Annotated in this window: 16 protein-coding genes, 1 tRNA gene and 1 other RNA gene; 14 read left to right on the top strand and 4 right to left on the bottom strand. The window is 39.1% G+C overall.

Annotated elements, in window-relative coordinates; genetic code table 11:
• Positions 1 to 17: 17 nt before the first annotated feature.
• Positions 18 to 605: an ATP-dependent Clp endopeptidase proteolytic subunit ClpP gene (clpP, locus tag G4D63_RS10780; RefSeq protein ID WP_163179654.1), complete on the bottom strand. Its 588-nt coding sequence runs from the start codon at positions 603 to 605 to the stop codon at positions 18 to 20.
• A 270-nt stretch (positions 606 to 875) separates the two neighbouring features.
• Here clpP and G4D63_RS10775 point away from each other — a divergent pair.
• Positions 876 to 950 (top strand) — tRNA-Arg (locus G4D63_RS10775).
• Positions 951 to 1,489: 539 nt separating this feature from the next.
• Here G4D63_RS10775 and G4D63_RS10770 read toward each other — a convergent pair.
• Both G4D63_RS10770 and yvfG read right to left on the bottom strand, forming a co-directional pair.
• Complete coding sequence (locus G4D63_RS10770; protein WP_163179653.1) at positions 1,490 to 1,819, bottom strand: DUF3817 domain-containing protein; 330 nt, start codon at positions 1,817 to 1,819, stop codon at positions 1,490 to 1,492.
• Positions 1,820 to 1,886: 67 nt separating this feature from the next.
• The gene (yvfG, locus tag G4D63_RS10765) at positions 1,887 to 2,105 is read right to left on the bottom strand and encodes a protein YvfG (protein ID WP_163179652.1); all 219 of its coding nucleotides are present in this window, start codon (positions 2,103 to 2,105) and stop codon (positions 1,887 to 1,889) included.
• A 99-nt stretch (positions 2,106 to 2,204) separates the two neighbouring features.
• Here yvfG and rpoN point away from each other — a divergent pair, with 99 nt between their 5' ends.
• From rpoN to ssrA, 13 genes are all read left to right on the top strand, one after another.
• Complete coding sequence (gene rpoN, locus G4D63_RS10760) at positions 2,205 to 3,503, top strand: RNA polymerase factor sigma-54 (RefSeq protein WP_163179651.1); 1,299 nt, start codon at positions 2,205 to 2,207, stop codon at positions 3,501 to 3,503.
• An 11-nt stretch (positions 3,504 to 3,514) separates the two neighbouring features.
• On the top strand, positions 3,515 to 3,766 hold the full coding sequence (locus tag G4D63_RS10755; RefSeq protein WP_163179650.1) for a glutaredoxin family protein: 252 nt from the start codon (positions 3,515 to 3,517) through the stop codon (positions 3,764 to 3,766).
• 144 nt (positions 3,767 to 3,910) lie between these two features.
• Entirely contained in the window at positions 3,911 to 4,930 is a 1,020-nt protein-coding gene (locus tag G4D63_RS10750; RefSeq protein WP_163179649.1) for a sugar-binding transcriptional regulator, read from the top strand.
• A gap of 45 nt (positions 4,931 to 4,975) precedes the next feature.
• Positions 4,976 to 5,983: a type I glyceraldehyde-3-phosphate dehydrogenase gene (gene gap, locus G4D63_RS10745; protein WP_163179648.1), complete on the top strand. Its 1,008-nt coding sequence runs from the start codon at positions 4,976 to 4,978 to the stop codon at positions 5,981 to 5,983.
• A 376-nt stretch (positions 5,984 to 6,359) separates the two neighbouring features.
• Positions 6,360 to 7,544: a phosphoglycerate kinase gene (locus G4D63_RS10740; RefSeq protein WP_163179647.1), complete on the top strand. Its 1,185-nt coding sequence runs from the start codon at positions 6,360 to 6,362 to the stop codon at positions 7,542 to 7,544.
• A gap of 40 nt (positions 7,545 to 7,584) precedes the next feature.
• Positions 7,585 to 8,346, top strand: a complete 762-nt coding sequence (tpiA, locus tag G4D63_RS10735; RefSeq protein ID WP_163179646.1) for a triose-phosphate isomerase — start codon at positions 7,585 to 7,587, stop codon at positions 8,344 to 8,346.
• Positions 8,339 to 9,868 carry a 2,3-bisphosphoglycerate-independent phosphoglycerate mutase gene (gene gpmI / locus G4D63_RS10730; RefSeq protein ID WP_163179645.1) on the top strand — a complete coding sequence of 510 codons (1,530 nt, stop codon included), beginning with the start codon at positions 8,339 to 8,341 and terminating at the stop codon, positions 9,866 to 9,868. The genes tpiA and gpmI overlap by 8 nt, the downstream gene beginning before the upstream one ends.
• A 212-nt stretch (positions 9,869 to 10,080) precedes the next feature.
• The gene (gene eno, locus G4D63_RS10725; protein WP_163179644.1) at positions 10,081 to 11,373 is read left to right on the top strand and encodes a phosphopyruvate hydratase; all 1,293 of its coding nucleotides are present in this window, start codon (positions 10,081 to 10,083) and stop codon (positions 11,371 to 11,373) included.
• A gap of 289 nt (positions 11,374 to 11,662) precedes the next feature.
• Positions 11,663 to 11,896, top strand: a complete 234-nt coding sequence (gene secG, locus G4D63_RS10720) for a preprotein translocase subunit SecG (protein ID WP_163179643.1) — start codon at positions 11,663 to 11,665, stop codon at positions 11,894 to 11,896.
• 241 nt (positions 11,897 to 12,137) lie between these two features.
• On the top strand, positions 12,138 to 12,878 hold the full coding sequence (locus tag G4D63_RS10715) for an alpha/beta hydrolase (RefSeq protein WP_163179642.1): 741 nt from the start codon (positions 12,138 to 12,140) through the stop codon (positions 12,876 to 12,878).
• 103 nt (positions 12,879 to 12,981) lie between these two features.
• Entirely contained in the window at positions 12,982 to 15,324 is a 2,343-nt protein-coding gene (rnr, locus tag G4D63_RS10710; RefSeq protein ID WP_163179641.1) for a ribonuclease R, read from the top strand.
• A 129-nt stretch (positions 15,325 to 15,453) separates the two neighbouring features.
• Positions 15,454 to 15,921, top strand: coding sequence for an SsrA-binding protein SmpB (smpB, locus tag G4D63_RS10705; protein WP_163179640.1), 468 nt, complete (start codon positions 15,454 to 15,456; stop codon positions 15,919 to 15,921).
• A gap of 173 nt (positions 15,922 to 16,094) precedes the next feature.
• Positions 16,095 to 16,433, top strand: a transfer-messenger RNA (tmRNA) gene (ssrA, locus tag G4D63_RS10700).
• Between the two features lie 338 nt (positions 16,434 to 16,771).
• On the opposite strand, the gene G4D63_RS10695 is transcribed toward ssrA, so the two are convergent.
• Positions 16,772 to 17,179, bottom strand: a complete 408-nt coding sequence (locus G4D63_RS10695) for an LAGLIDADG family homing endonuclease (protein WP_163179639.1) — start codon at positions 17,177 to 17,179, stop codon at positions 16,772 to 16,774.
• Positions 17,180 to 17,282: the final 103 nt, after the last annotated feature.

Here is a 17,282-nt window from a genome sequence, read left to right as displayed (position 1 = left end):
CCTCACTTTTTACTATATTACTTGTTATCTTTTGACAATACTTGATCGACTAAACCATATTCCATTGCTCTATCAGCTGTTATGAAGTTATCACGCTCTGTGTCGCGCTCGATTACTTCGATTGGTTGGCCAGTACGTTCAGCTAGGATTTCATTTAGCTTCGAGCGAAGGAATAAAATACGCTTAGCAGCAATTTCGATTTCCGTTGCTTGACCTTGTGCACCACCTAATGGTTGGTGAATCATAACTTCACTGTTAGGAAGAGCATAACGCTTTCCTTTTTCACCTGCAGCAAGTAAGAATGCACCCATTGATGCAGCCATTCCGATACAGATCGTTGAAACCTTAGGTTTGATAAATTGCATTGTATCATAAATAGCCATACCTGCAGTAATTGAACCACCAGGGCTGTTTATGTATAATGAAATATCTTTATCTGGATCTTCAGCAGCTAAGAATAGAAGCTGAGAAACGATTGAGTTTGCAACGTTATCGTCGATTCCAGAACCTAGCATAATAATTCTGTCTTTTAAAAGACGTGAGTAAATATCATAAGCTCTTTCACCGCGATTTGTTTGTTCAATAACCGTTGGAATTAAATTCATAGTGTAATCCTCCTTTAATGTAAAAAATCAGTTCTATATGTAATTATCATACAACTAAGGTCAATGAAGGTCAAACAAAAGCCCTTGCTTATATGTATTCAAAGATGAGTCCATTCATACCCTTCATTACCATATTCATCATAACCAAAACCCGTCCTTTTCTAACATAAGAAAGAAAAAAATTTACTATATCAGGACTATACCCAATATAATCCTACTTGAAAAGTATCTGTTTCTTTCATATACTAGGTTAGTATCACTTTAAATCATGCGCTCGTAGCTCAGTGGATAGAGCGGTGGTTTCCGGTACCACGTCATGCGGGGGTTCGATTCCCTTCGAGCGCGTTATCATTTAGTTAGAAAGCATCCATTCTTCGGGAATGGGTGCTTTTTATTTGGTTGTTGGTTAATTAATTTTATTAGGAGGCTATTTAGCATACTTTATTGTTCTTCTAATTGTATTGTGTTCGTTCCATTGCGCTCCAAACACTTGCTTTCCGCGGGGAGGAAGTCGAGCCTCCTCGTCTTCGCCTGCGGGGTCTCGACCTTTCCTCTATGTCCCGCAGGAGTCAAGTGTTTTCCGCTCCATTGAACTAATATATATTTTAAAGTAAAGTCTTTCAAAAAAGATAAGAAGACAAAATTTTTTAGCAATTTTGGGTTTATCAGTATTATCCATACAGAACAGTATATTATAACCTAATTGATTGTAACGAAAGGTGCGAGACTCCTGCGGGAGCAGCGTGACAGGTGAGACCCCGCAGGCGTACGCCGAGGAGGCTCACCGCACGCCCCGCGGAAAGCGAAGCATCCTGTAGTGGAAATCAATTACGTTGTTAGTAGCAGAACAAAACAAAAAAAACGACTCTCCAAGGAGAAGTCGTCTACATTTGTTTATAATTTTTGATAAACACAACAGGATCTTCAATATATTTTAAACGCTTGTCTAAAACAAAGGTTCCAAAAGGGATAAGAGAAGAAATAACAGCTCCGAGTCCAAACCAGAACGATAGACGATAAGTGAAATATACATGAGCTAGAGCTAATATAAATAAAACAAATAATACACCGTGAATGCCACCCACAATCGTTACAGCCATAGGCATGTCAGCCATATACTTTAACGGCATCGCAATTCCTAATAAAATGATATAAGATAAGCCTTCAATCAGACCAATAATCCTTAAGCGACCAACGGAATTTTTTAATGTCATATAAACCTCCAGATGTAATATAGCTTTATTATAATACAGTAGTTGTACATTTAACTAGTGAACTTTTTTAGAATTCCTGTGACTTCACGTTTGTGTAAGCGTCGTCTAGATTGCGGATTCGTGAAAGTGTTTCAGAGGTACCCGTTAGCTTTTCGCTTACAAGGGTTGATACGATAGAGCGATAGTAACTGTTCATGGCATCGACTCGATCGTTAAACTCTGAATGTAGTTCAACATGCTTTCTTAAGTTTTCTGTAAAGTACTCAACAGAGAAAGTATCAGTCATGTTTGTTCCTCCTTATTTTACATAGGGCTTTATGTAGTTTATGGAATACCATTCTATTATGTCGCTATGTATTGTAAAATAGAGATGAGGTGATGAATCATGAAAACAGGTCTAGTACAGCAACAAACGACGAAGCTTGCATTAACAAAGGAACTTAGGCAAGCGATTACATTGCTCCAATATACATCGTTTGAACTCACTACTTATATAAATGAGTTATCACTAGAAAACCCGTTTATTGAACTTCATGACCCAGTCCATACTAGAAAAATTAGTAAACCTAGATTTTCCGATAAACAACTAGAATATGAGGTGGCTGCACCAACTGCACCAACCTTATCTGAACATATACAAACACAACTTATCTTGCATCCCATCACTTTACCTTTCCAAAACAAGGTGATGTTTCTCATTCATAACTTAGATGATCAAGGTTATTTACGAGAATCCTTAGAAGACTTAAGTTTTGAAGGTGTCTACACCATAGATGAGCTCGCTGAAGCGTTGGCCTATATACAGGACGAGCTTGAGCCGATTGGAATCGGTGCACAAAGTCTTCAGCAATCTCTACTTATTCAACTAAGAAGAAGGTATCCCAATGCAATTTTGACATATAAAATTGTCGACCACTATTTTACCCAGTTAGCTGAGCGTAAATGGGAACTCATTAGTAAGGCTCTTAAAATATCAACGGAAGAAATCAAAAAGTCATTTGCATTAATTCAGACATTGAATCCCCGTCCTGGGTCGGAATATAGGAAGGGAGAAATCAGTTATATTGTGCCCGATTTATTTATAGAAAAACACAGTGGACAATATAAAGTATTAATCAATGATCGCTCGTACACTCCTTTTACGATCAATAAAGACTATCTCACTTTAAAAAGCCAGAATGTCGATCAAGCTTCCGCTGATTATTTAAGAAGTAAATATCAGGAAGCGAATTGGGTAAAGCAAAGTGTAGAGCAACGAAAGAGAACGATGGTAAGGGTAACCGAAGCAATCGTTAGTAAGCAGGAGGAATTTTTTGAAAAAGGTGCTTCATTTCTTCAGCCACTTACATTAAGGGAAATTGCTAATGAAGTGGAGATGCACGAATCCACGATTAGTCGAACGGTTAGAGGGAAGTATCTTCAATCTCCAGCAGGTGTATTTGAACTTAAGTATTTTTTTACTTCGAAAGTTAAATCGACGAGCGATCAAGAAATATCCTCTATAAGTGTGAAAGAAATCATTACTACAATCATTAAAGAAGAAAATAAGAAAAGGCCTTTATCAGATCAAAAAATATCTGCTATGTTAAAAGAAGAACATAAACTTAAGGTATCAAGAAGGACTGTTGCGAAATACCGTGAACAGCTTCATATTCCTTCATCATCAGCACGAAAACAATTCTAAGGAGTCGCACTATGAAGACAGCCATGATAACATTCTATACAAAAGAAAATTGTCCGCTCTGTGATAAGGCAAAACTTATTATTGAGGAACTTGCAAATGAGTTTTCGATCACTATTGAAGAAAAAGATATTTATAAGGATGATCAGCTGTTAGAGCTATATCAGGTAATGATCCCAGTTATTTCACTTAACGGAGAAGAACTTGCATATGGGTTAATTGATTATCAAGACGTTAGAAATCAATTAATTGAAAAAATGGGTTAACAGCCAGTTGAATACAACATTTATTCCTGTTACAATTAAAAAAGTAGCCGGGATAAATTTTTTTACTCCGAGTGGGACATAATAAGTCTAATAGGGACGTTTAAAGTCCCGATTAGAATAATTTCCCTAATCAGGAGGTGAAGGATGAAATCTTTATTAGAAGTACAAAAGAAATTGTTACCCGATCTTCTTTCCATTATGCAAAAGCGGTATCGAATCCTGCAGTATATTCGATTAACAGAACCCATTGGGAGAAGAGCATTGTCTGTGGCTTTAGAGATTACCGAAAGAGTCCTTCGAGCCGAAGTGGACTTCCTAAAAGACCAAGGGTTATTATCAATGACCACTGCTGGAATGGGTTTAACTGAGGAAGGCCAAAATCTACTTTTCGAACTAGAGGAAATGATGAAGGAAGTAACCGGTCTAAAAATGCTAGAGCTAGAGCTTCAAACCACTTTAAATGTAAAGCGGGTTGTTGTGGTTGCAGGTGACAGTGATGTTTCCCCTCTTGTGAAACAGGAAATGGGTAGAGCAACTGTTGCATCCATGAAGGAATACATGACAGAAGAAACTATTATCGCGGTTACCGGTGGGACTACATTAGCATCAGTTGCTGATCGAATGAGTCCTGATCCTAGACAAAAAAATGTTCTATTTGTTCCGGCAAGAGGTGGTCTTGGCGAGCAGGTTGAAAATCAGGCAAACACGATTTGTGCGAAGATGGCTGAAAAGGCCATGGGGCATTATCGTCTGCTACATGTACCCGGACAACTTAGCAACGATGCCTATCAATCTTTAATAGAAGAACCTTCTGTTAAAGAAGTACTAGATCAAATAAAATCAGCTAGAATGGTCATTCATGGTATTGGAGATGCTATTACTATGGCTGAACGGCGAAAAACATCGTCAAATGATCTAACCACCATTATTGAAGAAAAGGCAGTTGCAGAAGCATTTGGCTATTACTTTAATCGAGAAGGACACGTCGTACATAAAGTGAAAACCATTGGCATACAACTTGATGATTTAAAGAATGCTAAATGTGTGATAGCGGTTGCGGGTGGCTCTTCAAAAGCAGAAGCAATTCGGGCATTTATGAAGCAAGGTCATGACACCATCATCATTACAGATGAAGGTGCAGCAAAGCAGTTAGTAAAGGGATAACCCTTACCAAAATATAAAAAGTATTTTCTCGAGGAGGAAAAAGAAATGACAGTAAAAATAGGTATTAATGGGTTTGGACGTATTGGACGTAATGTATTTCGTGCAGCATTAAACAATCCTAACGTAGAAGTAGTAGCAGTAAATGACTTAACAGATGCTAAGACATTAGCTCATCTATTAAAATATGACACGGTGCACGGAAGATTAGATGCTGAGGTTTCTGTAAAAGAAAATACATTAGTAGTTGGTGGCAAAGAAATTAAGGTATTAGCAGAGCGTGACCCTGCTCAATTAGGTTGGGGTAAATTAGGAGTAGATATCGTAGTTGAATCAACTGGTCGTTTTACAGACCGTGCAGATGCAGCAAAGCATTTAGAAGCTGGAGCAAAGAAAGTTATTATTTCTGCACCGGCAAGCAACGAAGATATCACAGTAGTAATGGGTGTTAACGAAGATCAGTATGATGCAGCTAACCATCATGTTCTTTCAAACGCATCTTGTACAACTAACTGTTTAGCACCATTTGCAAAAATTCTTAATGACCAATTTGGAATTAAGAAAGGTATGATGACAACTGTTCACTCTTACACAAACGATCAGCAAATCCTAGATTTACCACATAAGGATTATCGTCGTGCTCGTGCTGCAGCTGAAAATATCATCCCAACTTCAACAGGTGCAGCAAAGGCAGTATCACTTGTTCTTCCTGAGTTAAAAGGAAAGCTAAACGGTATGGCAATGCGTGTGCCAACTCCAAATGTATCTTTAGTTGACTTAGTAGTTGAGCTTGAAAAGAATGTAACAGCTGAAGAAATCAATGCTGCATTCAAAGAAGCTGCTGAAGGTAATTTAAAAGGAATTCTTGCATATAGTGAAGAGCCATTAGTATCTAGCGACTATAATGGTGATCCACATTCTTCTACAATCGATGCTCTTTCTACGATGGTATTAGAAGGTAACCTAGTGAAGGTTGTATCTTGGTATGACAACGAGTCTGGTTACTCTCACCGTGTAGTAGACCTAGCTGAGTATATGGTACAAAAGGGTCTGTAATTATACGGATAATAGTTGTGGATTAACTCCAATACAACGTCTATAATAGGATTGGAAACATTTGGGGAGTGGGCTTATAACCTTCTCCCCTTCTAGATGTTGGTAGGCTAAATTTATTCTTGTGTTGCGGTAATTAGTGATTTGGTTGATAAATAGCGTTTTTCGTTGATAAGCTGTTGATTTAGTTGATAAACGTTAGTAAAGCTTTGAAAAAACTAAGGTATCGTCGATAGAACACTAGTTTTTAACGATCAACCTAAAAACACCTACATAAAACCAACTCAAATCACTGCATAACCATGTACTCAAGGATAAAAGGGTAAACGGTAGAGCAAACTATAAGTTAGTCTCTTATGATGAGGGAGGATCCTGTAAAATGAACAAAAAATCTATTCGTGATGTCGATTTAAAAGGAAAGCGAGTGTTTTGTCGTGTAGACTTTAACGTTCCAATGCGTGACGGTGAAGTTGGCGATGATACTCGTATTCGTGCAGCATTACCAACGATTCAATACTTATCAGAACAGGGTGCAAAGGTCATTCTTGCTTCTCACCTAGGTAGACCAAAAGGACAGGTTGTAGAAGAGCTTCGCTTAGACGCAGTTGCTAAGAGATTAAGTGACCTTTCTGGAAAAACAGTAATTAAGGTAGATGAGGCTTACGGTGATGAGGCAGAGCTAGGCATTTCTAAACTTAATGAAGGCGATCTTTTGCTATTAGAAAATGTTCGTTTTTATCCGGGTGAGGAAAAGAATGATGCTGACCTAGCTAAAGAGTTTGCTAACTTAGCGGATGTTTATGTGAACGATGCTTTTGGTGCAGCTCACCGTGCTCATGCTTCAACAGCAGGGATCGCTCAACATCTTCCGGCAGTAGCTGGCTTCTTAATGGAAAAGGAATTAGAAGTACTAGGTAAAGCTTTATCAAATCCAGAACGTCCATTTACAGCCATCATTGGTGGTGCAAAGGTAAAGGACAAAATTGGTGTAATTGATAATCTACTTGATAAGGTTGATAACCTCATCATTGGTGGAGGCCTTGCTTATACGTTTATAAAAGCACAAGGACATGATGTTGGGAAGTCGTTGCTAGAAGAAGATAAGCTTGATCTTGCCCTTTCATTCATGAACAAGGCAAAGGAAAAGGGTGTAAACTTTTACATGCCAGTCGATGCCGTTGTTGCTGATGAATTCTCAAACGATGCAGAAACAAAGGTAGTTTCGATTGATTCGATCCCTTCTGATTGGGAAGCACTAGATATCGGTCCAGAAACAAGCGAAATCTATAAAAAGGTTGTCTCTGAATCTAAGCTTGTGATGTGGAACGGTCCAATGGGAGTATTTGAATTAGAATCATTCGCAAACGGTACAAAAGCAGTAGCTCAAGCCTTAGCAGATGCTACAGATGCCTACACAGTTATTGGTGGAGGAGACTCAGCTGCAGCAGCAGAGAAATTCGGTCTTGCTGAAAAGATGGACCACATTTCAACAGGTGGCGGTGCATCTCTTGAGTTTATTGAAGGTAAAGAACTACCGGGTGTAGTTGCTTTAAATGATAAATAATTAAAGAGGAATCACCTCTTACATAAAGGGAAGGTGTCATATGCGTAAACCAATTATCGCGGGAAACTGGAAAATGCACAAAGTACTTTCCGAGGCAAAGGGCTTTATTGAAGAAGTAAAAGGACTTGTTCCTTCTCAAGAAAAAGTGGATGCTGTTGTTTGTGCACCAGCCCTGTTCTTAGAAAGTCTTGTTCAACAAACACAAGGTACAGATGTTAAAATTGGAGCTCAAAATATGCACTTTGAGGATCAGGGTGCATTTACTGGTGAAGTTAGCCCAGTTGCTCTTAAGGACCTAGGAGTTAGCTACAGTATTATTGGTCACTCAGAGCGTCGCGAGCTTTTTGCAGAAACAGATGAATCTGTTAACAAAAAGACATTATCTGCGTTCCAACATGGTCTGGTTCCAATTGTATGTTGCGGAGAAACATTAGAACAACGCGAAGGTGGACAAACAAATGAGTTCGTCGGTAGCCAAGTTCAAAAGGCTCTTACTGGATTAACAGAAGAGCAAGTGAAGCAAACGGTCATCGCATACGAGCCAATTTGGGCAATTGGAACTGGTAAAACGGCTTCAGCACAGGATGCGAATGAAGTGTGTGCTCATATTCGTCAAACGGTTGCAGCACAGTTTTCTGAGAATGCTGCTAATGCAGTCAGAATTCAATATGGTGGAAGTGTAAAGCCTTCTAATATTAAAGAATTCTTATCGCAGCCAGATATCGACGGTGCATTAGTTGGTGGTGCAAGTCTAGAAGCTTCTTCTTATTTACAGCTTTTGGAGGCAGTTGCAAATGACTAAGCCTGTTGCTTTGATCATCTTGGATGGATTTGCTTTACGTGATGAGACAATGGGAAATGCTGTCGCACAAGCAAATAAACCCAATTTTGATCAACTTTGGAAGGACTATCCTCATCAGATGTTAACGGCATCTGGTGAGGCGGTTGGCCTTCCTGAGGGTCAAATGGGTAACTCTGAGGTTGGTCATTTAAATATTGGTGCAGGAAGAGTTGTGTATCAGAGCTTAACAAGAGTGAATGTGGCGATTAGAGAAGGACATTTTGAGCAAAATGAGACCTTCAAAGAAGCGATGAATCATGTTAAGCAGAAGGGTACAAATCTACATATTTTTGGGCTGTTATCGGATGGTGGGATTCATTCTCATATACATCACCTTTATGCCTTACTAGAACTTGCTAAATTTGAAGGTATCACCAATGTATATATTCACGGTTTCTTAGATGGCCGTGACGTTGGACCTCAAACTGCTAAAAAGTATATCGAAGCACTTGATGGAAAAATGCAGGAGCTTGGCGTTGGACAAATTGCGACATTATCAGGAAGATATTATTCCATGGACCGTGATCAACGCTGGGAGCGTGTTGAGAAATCTTACCGTGCAATGGTGTATGGAGAAGGACCAACTTATACTAATGCGATGGAATGTGTAGCGGATTCTTATGAAAATGGAATTCATGATGAATTCGTACTGCCATCTGTCATTACGAATGAAGATGGGACCCCAATCCAAACGATAAAAGACGATGATGCGGTCATTTTTTATAATTTTAGACCTGATCGTGCGATTCAAATATCAAATACTTTTACAAATGAGGATTTTAGACCGTTTGACCGCGGTGTTCAACATCCCAAGAATCTGCACTTTGTCTGCTTAACGCATTTTAGTGAGACGGTTCAGGGGTATGTTGCATTTAAGCCGTCAAACCTTGATAATACTCTTGGTGAAGTATTATCACAAAATGGTTTAAAGCAGCTTCGAATTGCAGAAACTGAAAAATATCCACATGTTACATTCTTCTTTAACGGTGGTCGGGAAAAACCTTTTCCAGGTGAAGAGCGTATTCTAATTAGCTCGCCAAAGGTAGCTACATATGATTTACAACCTGAAATGAGTGCGTACGAAGTAACAGATGCATTATTGAATGAGATTAGTGCAGATAAGCATGATGTAATCATTCTTAACTTTGCCAACCCAGATATGGTTGGACACTCTGGAATGCTAGAACCAACCGTCAAGGCGATCGAGGTTGTTGATGAATGCTTAGGGAAAATTGTAAAGGCAATACAGGAGAAGGGTGGAGTCTCCATTATAACGGCAGACCATGGTAATGCCGATGAGGTAACGACTATGGAAGGTACACCAATGACAGCTCATACCACAAATCCTGTTCCAGTCATTGTTGTTAAAGATGGGATTGCATTAAGAGAAGATGGAATCCTAGGGGATTTAGCACCTACCGTATTAGATTTATTAAACCTTTCACTTCCAAAGGAAATGACGGGAACATCATTAATTAAATAGCTTTGTTAAGTACAATATTGATTTTCTAGCAGTGTTGATTGTAGTGGAAGGATGCGAGACTCCTGCGGGAGCAGCGTGACAGGTGAGACCCCGCAGGCGAATGCCGAGGAGGCTCACCGCACGCCCCGCGGAAAGCGAGTGTCCTGTAACGGAAATCAACAACAAAGTTAAAAGAAGCCAAAAAAAATAATAAAAATGAGGAGTTGTATAGAATGCCATTTATCATTGATGTTTATGCTCGTGAAGTTTTAGACTCTCGCGGAAATCCAACAATTGAGGTTGAAGTTTACACAGAATCAGGTGCAATGGGTCGTGCTCTAGTACCAAGCGGTGCTTCTACAGGTGAACATGAAGCAGTAGAACTACGTGATGGTGATAAGAGCCGTTACTTAGGAAAAGGTGTAGAAAAAGCAGTTGATAACGTAAATGAAGTGATTGCTCCAGAAATCATTGGTCTAGATGTAACAGATCAAGTAGCAATCGACGAATTATTAATAGACTTAGATGGTACTGAAAACAAAGGGAAGCTAGGCGCTAACGCAATCCTAGGAGTATCTATGGCTGCTGCTCGTGCTGCTGCTGACTATTTAGATCTTCCACTTTATAAATACTTAGGTGGATTTAATGCTAAAACTCTACCAGTACCAATGATGAACATTATTAACGGTGGAGCTCATGCTGATAACTCTGTTGATATTCAGGAATTTATGGTAATGCCTGTTGGTGCTGAAAGCTTTAAAGAAGCTTTACGTACAGGAACAGAGATTTTCCACCACCTAAAAGATGTATTAAAAGAAAAAGGTCATAACACGGCTGTAGGTGACGAAGGTGGATTTGCACCGAACCTAGGTTCAAACGAAGAAGCTCTTCAAACGATTATTGAAGCGATTGAGCGCGCTGGTTATAAGCCAGGTGAAGAAGTGCGACTTGCAATGGACGTTGCAGCTTCAGAGCTATATAGCAAAGAAGATGGAAAGTATCATCTAAAGGGTGAGGGTGTTGTAAAAACATCTGCTGAAATGGTTGATTGGTACGAGGAGCTTGTTTCTAAATATCCAATCATCTCTATTGAAGATGGACTTGATGAAAATGACTGGGACGGCCACAAGCTTTTAACTGAGCGTCTTGGAACAAAGGTTCAGCTTGTAGGTGATGATCTATTTGTTACAAACACAAGCAAGCTTTCTGAAGGAATTCAAAATGGAGTGAGTAACTCAATCCTAATTAAAGTTAACCAAATTGGTACATTAACAGAAACGTTCGAAGCCATTGAAATGGCGAAGCGTGCGGGTTATACTGCAGTTATTTCTCACCGCTCTGGTGAAACAGAAGATAGCACAATTGCTGATATTGCTGTTGCTACTAATGCAGGGCAAATCAAGACAGGTGCACCTTCTCGTACAGATCGTGTTGCGAAATACAACCAACTTCTTCGCATTGAAGATGAGCTTGGCTTTACAGGACTTTACGGTGGTCTTGATTCGTTTTATAACATCAAGAAGTAATAATAGGAAGTGTCCCTTGTTTAGGGACACTTTTTTCTGTCAAAGAAACCCGTTTTGTGCAATTATTAGTGAGTTCTATGCAATTTTTTTTAAATTTGTGCAATTATCGATGTTTATTATGCAATTCAGGTAGTTTTTTGTACAATAATACCAAGGTGGGTATATTGTTAAGAGGCAAGCCTTCAGCTTTTTAACACAGATAAGTATGAACAATGAGATTTTCTTGTCTAGCTTGACATTTTATGATACATTTAAAATAATGTGAAGTCCGTTTAGGAGGTGTTGTCTCGTGCATGCTTTATTCATAACTTTATTAATTTTAGTATCGATTGCGTTAATTGTTGTCGTTCTTCTTCAATCAGGTAAGAGCGCTGGTTTATCAGGAGCTATTTCAGGTGGTGCAGAGCAGCTTTTTGGAAAGCAAAAAGCACGCGGTATTGATGCGGTTTTACATCGTATAACGATTGTATTATCGGTTCTATTCTTCGTTTTAACAATTGCTGTTGCCTATTTTGGAATTTAAAAAATGAATGCAAGTATAAAGCGTTGGTGATTCCAACGCTTTTTTATTTCAATAAAGATACATACATATTTTTACAATAATGGTAACCGTTTATATATGCTGAAACAGAGTAACCAAAGCTTTTCTAATAGTTAATTAAACGTTTGTTTAAACTAATGTAAACACAGTGGTGATAGGGGATGAGGAGTCTTAATTAAACGTTTGTTTAATGTGTTAGAAGCACTTGAAAGGGGTACCGAATATGAAGAGAGTATTACCGAAACCATTCTTCTTTGAAGGGGGAGAACGGGCTGTTTTATTATTACACGGATTCACCGGAAATTCAGCTGACTGCAGAATGTTAGCTAGATATTTAGAAAAGAATGGATATACCTGCTATGGACCACAGTATAGAGGACATGGTGTACCTCCAGAGGAACTAGTACAATATGGACCAGATGATTGGTGGGAGGATGTAACAGAAGCCTATCAGTTTCTTAAGGAAAAAGGATATGAAAAGATTGCCGTTGCCGGACTCTCGTTAGGCGGGGTATTTTCCCTAAAATTGGGTTATACTGTACCAATAAAGGGAATCGTAACTATGTGTGCACCTATGTATATTAAAAGTGAAGAAGTTATGTACAAAGGGATCCTAGAATATGCAAGAGAGTACAAGCAACAAGAAGGTAAATCTAATGAAGAAATTGACGCTGAAATGGAGACTTTCAAACAGAAACCAATGAAGACGCTAAAGGCTCTTCAAGAGTTAATTTCTGATGTTAGAAAACAGGTAGACTTAGTTTACGCTCCAACCTTCGTTGTTCAATCAAGACATGATCATATGATTAACACAGATAGTGCAAATATTATTTACAATGAAGTTGAATCGATTGATAAGAAAATCAAGTGGTACGAAGAGTCAGGCCATGTTATCACTCTCGATAAAGAGAGAGATGTGCTTCATGAAGATGTTCTGAAGTTTTTAGAAAATATTAAGTGGTAAATGAACAAGAGGCGCAAGCGCCCCGTTAGCCTCAGGAACATTTGGCCTTGAGGGGCTGGGCGCTGGAGCTGGATTAAATAAAACGTAGGGAGTGACGAAAAAAATGGATGTCATTCAGGAACATATAAATCAATTGCTATCCTTTATGAAAGAGGAAGCTTATAAGCCTTTAACGGTTCAAGAATTGGAAGAGGCGTTTGGTATTGAAGATTCAGCAGCTTTCAAAGATTTTGTAAAAGCATTAGTGCAGATGGAAGAGCAGGGGCTAATTGTCCGGACAAGAAGTAACCGTTACGGATTACCTGATAAGATGAATTTAATCCGCGGTAAAGTTATTGCTCATCCTAAAGGATTTGCATTTGTGGAGACAGAAGAAAAAGATCGACAGGATATCTTTATCCCACCATCCGATTTGAAAAATGCGATGCATGGTGACACCGTACTTGTGCGAATAAATCCTACCTCAACTGGTTCAAGAGAAGAGGGACAGGTTGTCCGTATTATTGAACGGGGCGTTAAAGAGGTCGTTGGTACATACGAACAAAGTAAAAGCTTTGGTTTTGTCGTTGTCGATGATAAGCGAATTACAAATGACATCTTCATTCCTAAAGATGCTTCAAAGGGAGCTGTTGACGGTCACAAAGTAGTTGTTAAACTAGTAACGTACCCTGAAGGAAGAATGAGTGCTGAAGGAGAAGTATTGCATATTCTAGGTCATAAAAATGATCCTGGAATAGACATTCTTTCTGTTATTCATAAATATGGATTACCTCAAGAGTTTCCAGCAGAAGCGATCCAACAAGCAAATGCTGTACCTGATACAATCGCAGAAGATCAAATTGGAAATAGACGTGATCTTCGTAATGAGACAATTGTTACTATTGATGGTGCAGACGCAAAGGATTTAGATGATGCTGTTACGGTAACGAAAATGGAGAATGGGAACTTTAAGCTTGGTGTTCATATTGCGGATGTTACTCATTATGTTAAAGAAGGTTCGCCAATAGATGTAGAAGCGGCTGATCGTGGAACGAGTATTTATTTAGTAGACCGTGTAATTCCAATGATTCCGCATCGTTTATCTAACGGAATCTGTTCACTTAATCCAAAGGTGGATCGTTTTACACTATCTTGTGAAATGGTTATTAACCAAGCGGGAGAAGTAGTAAGTCATGAGATCTTTGAGAGTGTGATTAAAACAACGGAACGAATGACTTATAAAGACGTTAACCATATATTAGAGGACAAGGATGAAGAAGTCCGCGAAAAATATAGTGGCCTCGTTCCAATGTTCGAATTAATGGGTGAATTAGCACAGGTACTGCGTAATAAGCGGATGGAACGTGGAGCTATTGATTTTGATTTTAAAGAAGCAAAGGTTCTAGTGGATGAAGAAGGAAAGCCTTATGATGTTGTGCTACGTGAACGTTCGGTAGCAGAGCGCTTAATTGAAGAATTCATGCTACTAGCTAATGAAACAGTAGCAGAGCATTTCCATTGGATGAATGTTCCGTTTATGTACCGTGTCCATGAGGATCCAAAAGAAGAAAAGTTAAATCGTTTCTTTGAATTTATTACAAACTTTGGATATGTTGTGAAAGGTTCGGGTAATTCGATCCATCCACGTGCGTTACAGCAGGTCATTGAAGCTGTTCAAGGCACTCCGGAAGAAACCGTTATTTCTACAGTATTATTACGTTCCATGAAGCAAGCACGTTATGATGCTGAGAGTCTTGGACACTTTGGACTTTCAACAGAGTTCTATACTCACTTTACTTCACCAATCCGTCGTTATCCGGATTTAATTGTCCACCGTCTAATCCGTACTTATCTAATCGATAAGAAGGTAGACGAGAAGACGAAGGAAAAATGGAATCACCTGCTTCCGGACGTTGCGGATCATTCTTCAAATATGGAGCGAAGAGCGGTTGAAGCAGAACGTGAAACAGATGAGTTGAAAAAGGCTGAATATATGGAAGATAAGATCGGTGAAGAATATGACGGCATGATTAGCTCTGTGACAAACTTTGGGCTATTCGTTGAACTTCCTAATACGATTGAAGGCCTCGTTCATGTCAGCTATCTAACCGATGATTATTATCGATATGATGAGTCTACCTATGCCATGATTGGTGAGAGAACAGGAAACATTTTTAGAATTGGTGATGAAATTAAAGTTCGACTCATAAAAGTGAATAAAGACGAACGATCCATTGACTTTGAAATCGTCGGCATGAAGGTGAACAAGCGTCCTGAACGTAAGGATCGACCAACTGTCATTCAAAGTGAAAAACGTGAGGGGCGTAGCGGGACTGGTGCAGGTCGGAGAAGTCGTTCTAGCAAAGACGGTGAGGCCCGTAAAGGTAGTGGCCGTCCAGCTAACAAACAGAAAAAGCATTTTGAAAACTCTCCAAAAGCAAAACGTAAGCCTAAAAAGAAAAGATAATAGGGTATAGGGTGATGCTGGTCATCACCCTATATTTATCTTCTAACGTGACGTTATAGTTATTGATTGTGAATAGAGTTAAAATTTGTTAAAATTTTAACTACCATTCAAAAAGAGGGGGTGCACACATTGCCAAAGGGAGAAGGTAAGGTTGTTGCTCAAAATAAAAAAGCAAACCATGATTACTTCATTGAAGACACGTATGAAGCTGGGATTGTCCTTCAAGGAACAGAAATAAAAGCAATCAGAGCTGGGAAGATTAATTTACGTGATTCGTTTGCTAGGATTCAAAAGGGTGAGGTTTACCTTTATAATGCACACGTTAGTCCATATGAGCAGGGAAATCGCTTTAATCATGATCCGTTAAGAACTCGTAAGCTTCTACTTCATAAAAAGCAGATTGCGAAGCTAATTGGTGAAACGAAAGAGGCAGGGGTTACGCTTGTACCGATTAAGGTATATTTGAAAAATGGATTTGCTAAGGTGCTGATTGGTCTTGGAAAAGGGAAGAAGCATTATGATAAGCGTGAGGACTTAAAGTCTAAGGAAGCAAAGCGTGATATTGAGAGAGCCTTCCGAGATCGACAAAAAATGTAGCAATGGATGAAGGAACTACCAATTGTATTCAACTTCATATGTGTTATAATAAGAATTGTCGTCGGGAAAGACGACGCTGACAATTGAATAAGCAATAAGCTTATAACTTAACTTTCCCGTACTACCATTTGAAATGAGAATTAACCTTCTCACATCTCTTATAATGGGGACGCTACGGATTCGACAGGGATAGTTCGAGCTTGGGTTGCGAGTCGAGGGGATCGGCCTCGTTAAAACGTCAAAGCCAATAACTGGCAAAACAAACAACAACTTCGCTTTAGCTGCTTAATAACAGACTATAGCGGTTCCTCCCTCCATCGCCCATGTGGTAGGATCAGGGACTCACTCTAAGTGGGCTACGCCGGAGTTCGCCGTCTGAGGACAATGGAAGAGAACAACCAGACTAGCTGCTTCAAAGCCTGTCGATAGGCCAAGAGGTTAGCGAAATGCTAATATGTCGACTACACTCGTAGAAGCTTAAGTGGCGATGTTTCTGGACGTGGGTTCGATTAGTAATTAGTCGCCTTGTGTGGTAACATGCAAGTGAAAATCCGGCTTTATCGGTGAAACCTAAGTCATTTACAATAGTGATAAGGCAATGCCGAGCGGTATGTGAAGCAATTCAACAGCCGTGTATCGACTTATAGGCTACCTACATGGTAGTACTAGGATGCAAGATCTTACTCATTTGAGTAAAAATCATATCTTGCATAATACGCCGGAGGACCTAAGTGATTAGGTTCAAGATATAGTCAGTGCCATAACGAAAGTATGGAAATTCACGTCCCACCGTCTCCACCATACATACATAGGTGGATCCAAAGATCAGCACATAAGGTGTTGGTCTTTTTTATATGTTGAAAAACTCCCCTTCGAATGTCTTTTTTTCTACTAGTAGTTCTTTTGAATACTTCCCATTCCTTGGAGTGACCTTTTCGTACCTGCCAAGAATCAACATTGAACGTTGTTTTTTCTTAGTTATTCTTAAGTATGGAGTAATATATTTTAAAGTTTGAAAAACATCTTTTTTTGACTTCAATGTTAGAGTAAAAGAATCTTTATGGATATCCGGTTTGTAATTCTTTTTATTAGTTATAGTCCCACCAATAATACATTGTATAAACTCTAGTAACTCTTCGTCGGTTGAGGCAATAGAGATGCAGGGTCTCCTATACTCATCTTTGTGCATTCTAGTTAAAGTAATGCTACCCTCGCCATCAATTACTCCAGCAATGTATGCTGCATCTATGTCCTTCATCTTTCTCATCCCCCTCATGTTTTAATTATAAGGAACGTTTGTTCTGTTTTCATTTTCAATAAAAAAAAGACTAAAAATATTTTGAAAAATAAACGATATTACA

This window comes from Bacillus mesophilus, assembly GCF_011008845.1.
Lineage (GTDB): Bacteria > Bacillota > Bacilli > Bacillales > SA4 > Bacillus_BS > Bacillus_BS mesophilus.
Note: the sequence above shows the minus strand (reverse complement) of the source record. Positions and strands in the feature narration are given on the sequence as shown.

What these genes read in the sequence shown, in the direction of transcription:
- G4D63_RS10715 (WP_163179642.1), top strand. Translation starts at nt 12,138, where the DNA reads ATGAAGAGAGTATTACCGAAACCATTCTTCTTTGAAGGGGGAGAACGG.
- gap (WP_163179648.1), top strand. Translation starts at nt 4,976, where the DNA reads ATGACAGTAAAAATAGGTATTAATGGGTTTGGACGTATTGGACGTAAT.
- G4D63_RS10695 (WP_163179639.1), bottom strand. Translation starts at nt 17,179, where the DNA reads ATGAAGGACATAGATGCAGCATACATTGCTGGAGTAATTGATGGCGAG.
- tpiA (WP_163179646.1), top strand. Translation starts at nt 7,585, where the DNA reads ATGCGTAAACCAATTATCGCGGGAAACTGGAAAATGCACAAAGTACTT.
- gpmI (WP_163179645.1), top strand. Translation starts at nt 8,339, where the DNA reads ATGACTAAGCCTGTTGCTTTGATCATCTTGGATGGATTTGCTTTACGT.
- G4D63_RS10740 (WP_163179647.1), top strand. Translation starts at nt 6,360, where the DNA reads ATGAACAAAAAATCTATTCGTGATGTCGATTTAAAAGGAAAGCGAGTG.
- eno (WP_163179644.1), top strand. Translation starts at nt 10,081, where the DNA reads ATGCCATTTATCATTGATGTTTATGCTCGTGAAGTTTTAGACTCTCGC.
- clpP (WP_163179654.1), bottom strand. Translation starts at nt 605, where the DNA reads ATGAATTTAATTCCAACGGTTATTGAACAAACAAATCGCGGTGAAAGA.
- rnr (WP_163179641.1), top strand. Translation starts at nt 12,982, where the DNA reads ATGGATGTCATTCAGGAACATATAAATCAATTGCTATCCTTTATGAAA.
- G4D63_RS10755 (WP_163179650.1), top strand. Translation starts at nt 3,515, where the DNA reads ATGAAGACAGCCATGATAACATTCTATACAAAAGAAAATTGTCCGCTC.
- yvfG (WP_163179652.1), bottom strand. Translation starts at nt 2,105, where the DNA reads ATGACTGATACTTTCTCTGTTGAGTACTTTACAGAAAACTTAAGAAAG.
- G4D63_RS10750 (WP_163179649.1), top strand. Translation starts at nt 3,911, where the DNA reads ATGAAATCTTTATTAGAAGTACAAAAGAAATTGTTACCCGATCTTCTT.
- G4D63_RS10770 (WP_163179653.1), bottom strand. Translation starts at nt 1,819, where the DNA reads ATGACATTAAAAAATTCCGTTGGTCGCTTAAGGATTATTGGTCTGATT.
- rpoN (WP_163179651.1), top strand. Translation starts at nt 2,205, where the DNA reads ATGAAAACAGGTCTAGTACAGCAACAAACGACGAAGCTTGCATTAACA.